Source organism: Streptomyces sp. NPDC048278 (assembly GCF_040652195.1).
Lineage (GTDB): Bacteria > Actinomycetota > Actinomycetes > Streptomycetales > Streptomycetaceae > Streptomyces.
Genome location: NZ_JBEZLP010000058.1, coordinates 37,429 through 47,572 on the forward strand (window position 1 = coordinate 37,429; position 10,144 = coordinate 47,572).

At 75.1% G+C, this 10,144-nt stretch carries 6 protein-coding genes; 1 reads left to right on the forward strand and 5 read right to left on the reverse strand.

Annotated elements, in window-relative coordinates:
- Positions 1 to 24: 24 nt before the first annotated feature.
- The gene (locus AB0D74_RS48055) at positions 25 to 3,882 is read left to right on the forward strand and encodes a hypothetical protein (protein ID WP_362602131.1); all 3,858 of its coding nucleotides are present in this window, start codon (positions 25 to 27) and stop codon (positions 3,880 to 3,882) included.
- 128 nt (positions 3,883 to 4,010) lie between these two features.
- Here AB0D74_RS48055 and AB0D74_RS48060 read toward each other — a convergent pair whose 3' ends face one another.
- The 5 genes from AB0D74_RS48060 to AB0D74_RS48080 form a co-directional block, all read right to left on the reverse strand.
- Positions 4,011 to 5,099: a helix-turn-helix domain-containing protein gene (locus AB0D74_RS48060; RefSeq protein WP_362602134.1), complete on the reverse strand. Its 1,089-nt coding sequence runs from the start codon at positions 5,097 to 5,099 to the stop codon at positions 4,011 to 4,013.
- A gap of 12 nt (positions 5,100 to 5,111) precedes the next feature.
- The gene (locus AB0D74_RS48065) at positions 5,112 to 5,399 is read right to left on the reverse strand and encodes a hypothetical protein (RefSeq protein WP_362602137.1); all 288 of its coding nucleotides are present in this window, start codon (positions 5,397 to 5,399) and stop codon (positions 5,112 to 5,114) included.
- A 1,617-nt stretch (positions 5,400 to 7,016) separates the two neighbouring features.
- Complete coding sequence (locus AB0D74_RS48070) at positions 7,017 to 7,169, reverse strand: hypothetical protein (RefSeq protein WP_362602140.1); 153 nt, start codon at positions 7,167 to 7,169, stop codon at positions 7,017 to 7,019.
- On the reverse strand, positions 7,169 to 7,324 hold the full coding sequence (locus tag AB0D74_RS48075) for a hypothetical protein (RefSeq protein ID WP_362602143.1): 156 nt from the start codon (positions 7,322 to 7,324) through the stop codon (positions 7,169 to 7,171). The genes AB0D74_RS48070 and AB0D74_RS48075 overlap by 1 nt, the downstream gene beginning before the upstream one ends.
- Positions 7,321 to 8,016: a hypothetical protein gene (locus tag AB0D74_RS48080; protein WP_362602147.1), complete on the reverse strand. Its 696-nt coding sequence runs from the start codon at positions 8,014 to 8,016 to the stop codon at positions 7,321 to 7,323. The genes AB0D74_RS48075 and AB0D74_RS48080 overlap by 4 nt, the downstream gene beginning before the upstream one ends.
- Positions 8,017 to 10,144: the final 2,128 nt, after the last annotated feature.

A 10,144-nucleotide genomic window follows, 5' to 3' on the forward strand; every position in this document is an offset into this window, starting at 1 on the left:
GCCGGCGGGTCTACGGTGCGGGGCGTGAGCGACGAGGTGGCGCCGGTGGGCGCGAGCGTGCTGGCCGAGGTCGACGACGTCCTCGCCGATGCCCTGGTGGCCCAGGGGGAGGCGGGCGTGCGGGCGTTGGGGCTGCTGCGGGACGCCCGCCGGGTCCTGACCGGTGACGGGTTCGCGCGGCCGGAAGAGGTCGCCGCGGCGTGTGTGCGCTCGGCGGCGGACGCGCTGCTGGGCCTGCCCGGCGCTCCGGTCACGGTGGGACTGAAGCCCGCGGCACAGGGCCTGCTGGCCGCGGTCGACGACGTCGAGCTCCCCGCGGCCGAAGTCCCGCGGCGGGATGTCCCGGCCGGCGCCGCCGGTGATGCGGCCGGTGGCCTGTCCGGCGCGTCGGCCGGGTCGGCCGGGGCGAGTGCGTGGGAGCGGGTGACGGAGGCCGCGGATGTGCTGCGCGGTGAGCTCGGCCGCCCGGGCCGGTATCACCAGGCGCGGGCGCGGGGGGTCGTCGAGCGGCTGAGGGGGGTGGAGCTGGGTGCGGCGCAGGAGAGGGCGCTGGATGTGTGGGGGACCGTCTACGGGGTGGCTTCGGGGATCTTGCACGGCGGCGGTGCCGAGCCCGGGGAGGCCGCCGTCCTGTACACGGACGTCCTCGCCGCGGCCCGCGAGCTGCTGGTGCCGCTGGCGGAGCGCGCGGCCCGCATCCTCGAACTGGTCGCCCTCGAACACCCCGGCGCCGCCGAGGCACGGGAGCTCGCCGGCTGGGCGGACCCGCGCGCCGAGGCCTACTTCTTCCGCTCCGGCCCCGCGCCGGCGTGGCTTGCGGTGCTGCAGGAGCACGCGCCGCACCTGCTGCTGCCGGACGGGGCGGCGGGCGGACGGTGGCCGGCCGCCCCGTTCCTCGGCCGTCTCGCCGCCGCCGACCCGGCCTCCGTCCGGGCCTGGCTGAACGCACCGGCCGGCCAGGGCGCCCCCGGCGTCCTGCGGGCGCAGCAGATCGCCGCTGCCGGCCGCCTGGCCCTTGACGCGCTGCTGGACCTGGCCGCACGCCACTGGGACGCCGTCGACGCCGCCGTGCTCCAGGCGGTGCTGGCGGGCTCCGGCGTCCGGGACGGGGGCGGTCCCGCCGTGGGGGCGACGCTGCGCCTGGCCGTGCGGTGGGCCCGCGCGGTCCCGCGCGCCGGGCGGACGGGGCAGTGGATCGGCGTGGCGGAGGGACTGCTGACCGGCGCGGTGGAGGACGAGCACACCGGCCGCCTGGCGCTCGACGCGGTCGCCGAGCGGGTGCGCGCCCGGATGAGGGCCGCCGGCCTCCTCGCCGACGCCGACGCCGGTGCGGACGCCGGTGTCGACGAGGGCGACGTCGTCGGCGCGGTCGTCGACACCGGCGAGGGCGAGGACGTCGGCGTCGACGGCGAGGAGGTCGGCGTGGGCGAGGGCGTCGTCGTCGGCGCGGTCGTCGGCGAGGGTGTGGGTGTGGTTGCCGGGGAGGCGGCGGGTACGGAGGGGGTGGCGGGCGAGGAGGAGATGCGCGGGCTGGTCGCCCTTCAGGTCGCGTCCCGCCTGCCCGACCACGACGTCGCCGCGCTGGTGCGGGAGCTGGCGTGCACCGCCTATCCGGCCGGCCGCGGCGGTCCGGCTCACCGCAACGTCGGCGCGGTCCGGGCGGTCCTGGCCAAACTGCTCGCCCGTGACGTCGAGTTGACCCCGGAGCGGGCCCGGCCGGTGGTCTTCCACGCCGACCTGGACCAGGTGCGGGTCGGCGACACCGCGGCGTTCGGCGGGCCGCGGCTGGCGCGCGCCGTGCTGGACGTGGCCGCGGCGGACGCGGACGCCGGACTCGGCCTGGCCGAGCGCACCCGCCACTTCCGGCGGGTGGCCGGCCTCGATGCCCGCCTCCACATGCGCCTGATGGCCGCGCACCTCGCCGACCGGCCGCCGTCCGCCGGCGCGCTGGAGGGGCAGGAGTGGTGGCGGGAGGCGATCGCGCTCGTCCCGCAGGCCCTGGCCGCCGCCCCCGCCCCGGAGCCGGCCCGCCTGGTCGGGCTGGTCCTCGCCTCCTGCCCGCCCGGGCACACCGCGCAGCTGGACGCGGACGCCCGCAGGGCCCTGGGCACCCCGCCGCCCGTCGCCCGCGTCGAGGAGGTCCTGCCCGCCGGCGCCGAACGTGCCGACGGGCGCGCCGAGCCGCTCGCCTCGTGGTTGCGGGTGTGGGACTGGTCGCCCGTGCTGACCTCCACGGTCCTTGAGGGCTGGGATCCGCTGCTCGATGCCCTGCGCCGTCTGGTGCCCGCCGGCCCGCGCGACCCGCGCACCCGGGCCGTGTTCGAGCCGAGCAGGACCACCACGGCTCTTCAGGCGGAGGACCTGGTGGAACTCGCGGCCGGGCAGGGGCCGGTGGCGGCCGCGACGCGGATCGCCGGCGCCCCGGACGCCGGCGACGACGGGTACGCGATGGTGCTGCAGCGTCTCGTCGCCGCCGGCCCGACCGCCTGGACGAGTGATGTGTCCGCCGTCCTGGCCGCCCTGGGCCGGCCGGAGCTCGCCGCGTTCTACCTCGCCGCAGCCGCCGCCCACGCCGACCGCCCTGGCGCCTTCCCGGACGATGCGCTGCCGGCGGCCGTCGCCGCGGCGCTCGGCCTGCGCCGCGGCCTCGGCGAGCCGGCACCCACCGTCCACTTCGACGGCGTACGGCGCTGGCCCGCCCGGGTGTCCTTCGCCGACGAGGCGCTGTTCGGCCTGCTTACCGCCGCCTGGCGTGGCGACGCCCTCGACGGTGAGCAGGACAAGGACGCGGTGGCGTACCTGCAGACGCTGGTCGCCCCGCTCACCCGCGCCGCCGGGGACACCGCCCCCGCCGCGCAGGCCAAGGACGCCACCGCCACCGCCGCGGCCGCCGGTCCGGGGACTGCTGCTGCGCAGACCGCGGAGGAGGGCACGGCGCCGCTGCTGTTGGGATCGGACAGGGAGGTCCGGGCGCTGGGCTGCCTGCTGGAGTACGCCGCCCAGCGGGCCCGTGCCGCCGGCGAGATGCCCGGGGAGGTCCTGGACACGGTCGCCGCGGTCCTCGCCGCGCACGCCGGCCAGGACGCGGTGGCCACCGTGGTCGGGGTGCACCTGCCGGCCCTGCACCGCTACGCGCCCGCGTTCGCCGCCGCCCACCGCACCGCCCTGTACGGTCTCGTGCCCGGCCGGCCGTCGCCGGCCGCCTCCTGGCTGAGCTCGGGCGGCCCCGACGGGCAGCTGCTCGCCGCCCTGGACCGCGCCGAGCTCCTGGCCGCGCTGCGCGCCGGGCTGTCCGGCGCCGCCGAGCACCTCGCGCACGCCCTCCTGGACGATCCCGCCCTGCTGGACCAGCCCGCCGCCCTGTGGACGGAGTTGGCGGACAACGCCGGCGACGGCGCCGTCGCGGTCTCGCGTCTGCTGGAGGCGGTCGCCGCCCGCACGCCGCGCGCCGACGGCCCGCTTCCGCCGGCCGGGCAGGCGCGGGCGGGGGCGGCGGTGGAGCTGTGGCGGGCCGCGCTCGCGGCCGGTCTGCCGCAGGGTGCGCTCGCCGGTGCGGGCGCCTTCGCGGACGCGGCCGTCCAGGAGACGGTGTGGCTTGAGCTGATGCGGGCGAGTGCCGGGCACTCCCCGGCCCTGGCCGACGCCGACCTTGTCGCCGAACGCGCTGCCGCCCACCCCGACCGCGCCGACGCCCTGCTGCTGGCCGCCCTGCTGGTCGCCCGGGCGCCGGTGACATGGCGGGAGGCGGCCGTACGGCGCCACGCCCGCGCCCTGCTGGACGCCGCAACCGCCCTGCCCCAGGACGAACGCCCCTCGGGGGTGGAGGAGCTGAGGACAGCGCTGGTCGACGCCGGGGACGTCGACGCCGCCGCCCGCCGGTGAGCCGGCCTCGGGGCGCGGCGGCCTGAACGGACTCCCCGCGTCGGCGCCCGCTGACGCTCGGGACGGCACCGTTTCCGGTGCCGTCCCGAGCATGTCGTACGGCCGTTGGCCGGTGTGCTCGCGCGGGGTTACGCGGGGGCGGCCTGTCGTGCCCGGTGGTGGGGGCCGGAGGGCCGTGGCGGGAGGGCGGGGCCCGGGGCGGTGCCGGTGCCGGGCGGCGGACCGGAGGCGGTGTCCCCGGAGTGCTTGGACTGGAGCAGGACGAGGTTGCCGTCGTGGACGGTGATGGCGTCGATGCCGGTGTCGGGGGCGGTGCCGTTGCGGCGGGCCCGCCCCCGGGCGACGGCGAGGCGGGTGAGACCGGCGGCGAGGACTGAGGCCTGATCGGCGGGGTCGAGGCCGGCGAACGTGCGGCTGAGGGTGGGGGCCGCGCCCGCCTGCTGCCCGGGCTGGTCCACGACGGCGGGGGCGAACGGCCCGTACGCGGCGGGGCGGTCCGGCGCGTGCAGCCAGGTGCCGTCGGTGAGCAGGGTGAGGGGCAGGGACAGGCGCATCTCGCTCCACCAGGAGCCGCGGGTGGTGCGGCCGGTGGCGGGTGCCGGCTCGGGCGGTTCGGCCCGGGCGGCGGTGTGGATGCGCTGCCAGGCCTCCCGCCACGGGCCCATCCGGCGGGGGTGGACGCCGCAGCCGCGCAGGAAGGCCGCGCACTGCTCCCAGGTCGCGACCCGGGCCTCGCGGCAGGTGATGCGCCACAGGGTGGTCCGCGGCAGGAGCAGCGCTCCGTCCTCCTCGTCGGTCGAGGCGCGCTCCTGCAGGACGCGCAGGGCCGGGGCGCCGGCGCGTTCGTAGGCGGCGACGAGGGCGGCGTCGAGGTCGGGCGGGGTGCGGATGCTGCGCACGGCCGGGGCGTGCAGGGTGGCGAGGATGCCGCGCTGCTCGGCGCGCGCGGCCCGCCACAGCTTCAGCGCCTGCAGCTCTTCCTCGGCCGTGGCGCCGCAGGCCCGCGCGTAGGCGGTGACGACGTGTTCCTGGGGCAGGATGTCGCCGCCGGCCGCCCGCTTGAGGGTGCTCGCGGAGACGGCGGCGGCGTCCTCGGTGCGGGCGGTGCGGGCGGCGAGCTCGCTGAACGTGAGCCCGCAGCGGTCCTTGATCGCCCACAGGAGGGCGGTGAGGCCGGCGTGGTGGCGCGCGGTCCGGCCGGGCAGGGGCGAAGTCATCGAAGCCGCCTCCTACTTGCTGTGGGGCTCGGCGTGGGCGGCCGCGCGGACGGCGGCCGCCGCGAGCGCGGTGAGCAGGTGCCGTCCGCCGCCGGCGGCGGCGATGGTGCCCGCGCCGATCGCGCCGCACCCCGCGAGCAGGGTGAGGACGTCGTCGACCGACATGCCCTGCAGGGCCAGGCCGGCGCCCAGCAGCGGGAAGACGGTGACGCCGGCGATCTGCGAGGGCGTGAGCACGCGCACGGGGGTGCGGGGCGGCTCGGACTCGGGCGCGCTCGCGCCGGGGTGGTGCGTGGACATGACGAGGGGGATCCTCCTGACCGACGGCCCGGCCGCCGGCCCCGTGGACGGGAACCGGCGACCGGGACCTGATGGGGTGCTACTGGCCGCAAACCGGTATCGCGGGACGGCAGTTGACGGCCGCCGACCCTCCGGTGCCGACGAGCATGGCACGCCCCGCCCCCGCCCCGCTCACCCGGAAAATCACTTAAATGCGGAATGTCTGTTTGTTGGTCCGGGGGTGTTGCAGGTATGGGCCTAGACCGAGTTCGCACCGCCTCGATGCCCCGTCTGGCGTGAGAGGGCGATGCTGCAGCACAACCGGTCGTCGGTCCGGCCCCGACGCAGTACCGACCCCCGGTTCCCTGACCCGCTACTGGCCGCAAACCCACGCGACGCAGGGAGATCCGCCGCAGGTCACGGTGACGCGTGCCCGCGGACACGAGGACCGGCCCCGGACTGCGGAGCCGGTCCTCGCGCATACCCGCCCCCTGCCACGGACCTGCTGCAGCACCCCGCCAGCCGGCACCCGCTGATCCCTGAAAGCACGGGTGGAAGGCGCACGGCCGGTCCGGCACGAGGCGGCCGGTGCAGTGCGGGACGAGGACGCCGGGCCCGGGCAGCTACGCGATGGTCCTGCACCGCCTCGTTGCCGCCGACCCGGCCGTCTGGACCGCCGACAGGCCCGCTGCGCTGGCCGCGTTCCGGTTGCCGGCCGCCTACCGGGACAGCCCTGGCCCGCCTCGCGGCCATGGACCCCGGCCGCCTCCGGATCCCGGACACGGCCGACGGGCGCGGCTGCGTGCCGTCCTCAGGGCGGCCCGTGACCGGCATGCGCAGCTGTGACGGGCGGAGCGCGCCGGGCAGCCGTACGGGAGACGATCGCCCGCTGCCGATCCCCGTACGGCGAAGGCGCCGGCCTGATCACCGAGAGCACGTCCAGCAGCGAACACCCATACACGCAGGGGGAGTTGAGGGATCGGTCCGGGGCGACACGGCCTGGCCGACACCCTTCCCGCAGCCGGGGTGATGCCCGGCGGTCTCCCGCGCCCCTCTGCGTACGCACCTCAGCACTCAGATCACGCCATGATCCAATCTGGCGCGCCTCCCGCGCTCACAGGTCGCACATTTTCACCTGACAACAATCCCGGATTAGACCACCGAGGAGCTGCACAATAAATTTTCCATTCTGACTTATCTGAGCACTTCCAAAGAGAAATAGCAGACGTTTTTCAGGCCGGTATTTCGGTGAATTATTGTGCCGGTTTCCGGGCGCGGCAGGAGCTGGGGAGGGCCGGGCCGTACGACGGGCCCGGTGTCCGGCGCGGTTCTTCTTCGTCCGGCTGGCGCCCGCCGCGCCCGTCGCACGGCCCGGGCCGGCTGCGGGTGCCCGGCCGGGCGGGTGGTCACCAGTCGGGGGTGCCCTCGCGGATCCGGCTGCGGGTGAGGAGGGCGGGCATGCGGGCGTTGCGGGTGGCGGCCTGCAGGGCTTTCTCCGGGTCGGAGATGGTGGCCTTGTGTCCGTTGAGGGCAGCGTCGGCGGCTGGCTGCCCGAGCAGCTTGCGTACGGCGTCGTGCCGTTGGGCCCGGGAGGTGTGCCAAGGGCGGAAGGCTTCCGGCTTGGCGAGGGCTGGGGTGTCACAGGTACTGCCGGGGCGGGGTCAGGAAGTCGGTGCGGGGCGGCCTGCAGGTCTCGGCGGTCGGTGAACAGGGCGCGGTCGCCAGGGTCCGGTCCAGGTGCTCGGCGGGCTCGTCGCCGTGGGGGAGTACGTCGGCGGGGGCACGGCCCATCAGATACAGGTCCGTGCTCCCGGCGCCGGCCACTGTCTGGTGCTCCCCGGCGCCGAGGCGGAGGTCATGACGGCGCGGGCCGCCGCGGTGAGGCCGTGGGTGTCGAGCCGCGCCGCGATGTCGAGTTCACCGTCTTCACTGTTGTGCCTGGTCACCTGTGCTGCTCCTCCCGCTCGGCCGCCGCTTCGCCCGTCTTTGTCCGGCCGGCGCCGCGTGCCCGGGCCGGGCCGTCCTCGGCTGTACTACTCCCGGCCGGTCCCGTGTCCGCCGGCGTGCCCGTGGAGGGCTGAGCCCCGTCGGTGTGTTCGGCTAAGGCGTTCTCGACGGCGCGGCGTGCGAGGTCGGTGAGCTGGTGGAGGTGGCTGGTCCAGGCGTGCATGAACGCCTCCGCGCTGCGTTCCTCGTCCCCGGGCAGCGGCAGCAGTCCCTTTCCGGCGCCGGCCTGTTCGGTGAGCACCGACTCCAACCAGGCGGCGAGCGCGGCGATTTCGGGGGCGAGGCACATGGCCAGGGCGTGCACGATGCCCGAGGGGTTGATCATCATGGGCACCGTCTGGGTCACGATCAGGGAGAACCCGGACTCCTCCAGGAAGGCCCGTAGGCGGGCGAGGGCGGGGGTGTCGGGCATGCCGAGCCCGTGCATCAGGTAGAGGCCGCCGACCCCGGCGAGCACGGTCGCGGCGTGGCGCGAGGCCGCCATCTCCTGCGTGCTGGCCGCCTCCAGCAGGCCGAGCGGGTCGACGGCCCCGGCCCAGTCGGGGCCGGGCATGAGGGTGGCGAGCGCGTCGACGAGGGCCTGTCCGCCGACCTCGCCGGCGGCCATGGCGGCGGCTGCGGTCAGGCTCACTGCCCCGCGCCGCCGCCGGCGGTCCTCGCCCTGGTCGGCCAACTCGGCGTTAGGGGCCTTCTAGGACTCGCCGCACCCCGACGCGATGCCTGCGTGTAGAAGGCGTCCTGCTCGGCCTCACCAGCTTCGGCCGCTGTACGGGTGGCGACGAGCAGGCGATGCGCCGCCGAGCGCCGCATCGCCCAGACCAGGGCCTCGCGCACGGCCGGCCATGGAGGCTCCGGCACCCCCAACTCGCCGGGGAGCACGGGGCGTCCGGCCTCGGCGTACCAGGCGATCACCGTCCAGCGCAGGTCCCGTCCAGGCCGCGCGTGCTCGGCGAGCGTGGACACCGAGCCGCGCCCACGGCCCAGCCACGCCCGCGCGTGCCCGGGCAGCAGCCCCGCCCCGCGCCACCGCTCCAGCTGCGCCGCCGACACGTGCAGGCCGAGCGCCGCCAGGCGCTCGATCAGCTCCCGATCCGCCCCACTCGGCTCGCCCCGGCCGGCAGTACCGCCCTCAGCGCCGCCTACGCCCCACCCCTGCCCACCGCACCGCCGCGCGCCGCACCCTCCACCTCCTGCTGTGCTTCGCCCTCCCCGGCACCCCGACCGCCCATAAACGAAAAGCGCCCAACAGGCGCACCACCCCAAAACCGTCATCCCGACCAGAAAGAAAAGAGAGCCACCGCCCCCGAGCTCAGCACACGACAAACAGCCCCCTATAGAAAAGACTGACACACCACACCCACACCTTATGAATCCGCAACCCCACCCGCTCGTTCCGACTCCCAATTAACCCAGCACCGGAGAGGAAAGAACCCGACCCGACCACGGAGAAAAGCGACCGAAAGAAACGACATATTGAGAGCACTCCTCAGCCACGAGCCCGTCGCATCTCCGGAGCGCCGGAGACAGACCCAACCAGCCCCGCGATACCGAATTCTAAGGACACCGACCAATTCACCTCCCGGGGCGCCCGCCGTAGGCCCCAGCGCCCCGGACCCTGCGGCCGGCACCAGCTGCACCGTCGGCAGCCCCCCGGACCACCGCCGCGCTCCACTCCCGGCAAGGGGCGGCCCCAACGCACCCGAACCCGGCCGCGCCCCAACCACGGTCCAGGACAACCGCGATGCCCCCGCTGTACATCACCACTAGGCCGGCGCTTCGGACAAGAACGGAGACCCCATCGCCCATGCCCCCGGGAGCAACAGCCCCCGCCCCCGTGCCTCCACCACGCCGACGAGCGCCCCGACAGGGGCGCCACACCCTGCTGAACAGAAGGCACCCGCTATCAGCGAGTGAGAGACGGCAAGGGGACGGCGAGCCGAGACGGGAGAGGCTGATGCCCAGGACGCTATGAGGCCACCCGAACACAGCCCAGCCGCGCCCGCCCCGCACACCCCCACGAAGCCCCACCCACCACAATCACGGCGAGCAAGAGGCCCCTGCCCCTCAACAACCCCCTGGCCAACGACCAGGAACATCCTCCCGCGAGCAAGAAATCCGAATATTGCAATCCTCAACACACCCCACCCACCAAGGGACCCGACAGGGTCCCCATGACGCCACCCCACACCCAACAACCCATCAACCAACTGCACGATGCACGGCCGTAAGCCGCCCACAACCCCCGCACACGCTCCCGCACTCCGACAGGGAGACAGCCATAGCCGACGCCACGCTACCCACACAAACCAGCGCCGCCAGGCGCCAACCCACACACCACCCAAGGCACCGACAGGCACCCCCACCACCAACACCCCACCCCACCAACCCACATGACACCACCACACCTGACAAACCATCACAACCGGAGCGCACCAGCGCTCCGACAAACCACCACCCCGCCAAACCCAAGAAAGGCCGCGCCAGCGGCCCAACACAAAAACAAAAAACAATTTTGCCGCCAGGCAAAATACAACACCCTTCTCCACCCACAACCCAGAATTTGCCGCCAGGCAAATTCACACGCAAAACCAAGGGCCGCGCCAGCGGCCCGGCATAAACCACAAAGAATTTGCCGCCAGGCAAATTCCGGGGCGAGAAATTCCGCCAGGAATTTCTTTAGGGGCATTTATGCCCCTCCGCCCCCCCCGCATGCTGCTCCAGGTCCACGACGAAATCGTCCTGGAGATCGCCCCCGGCGA

Excerpts from the sequence above, each read along its gene's own strand:
- AB0D74_RS48065 (WP_362602137.1), bottom strand. The coding sequence starts at position 5,399 with ATGTCCACGCACCACCCCGGCGCGAGCGCGCCCGAGTCCGAGCCGCCC.
- AB0D74_RS48070 (WP_362602140.1), bottom strand. The coding sequence starts at position 7,169 with ATGGGCCGTGCCCCCGCCGACGTACTCCCCCACGGCGACGAGCCCGCC.
- AB0D74_RS48060 (WP_362602134.1), bottom strand. The coding sequence starts at position 5,099 with ATGACTTCGCCCCTGCCCGGCCGGACCGCGCGCCACCACGCCGGCCTC.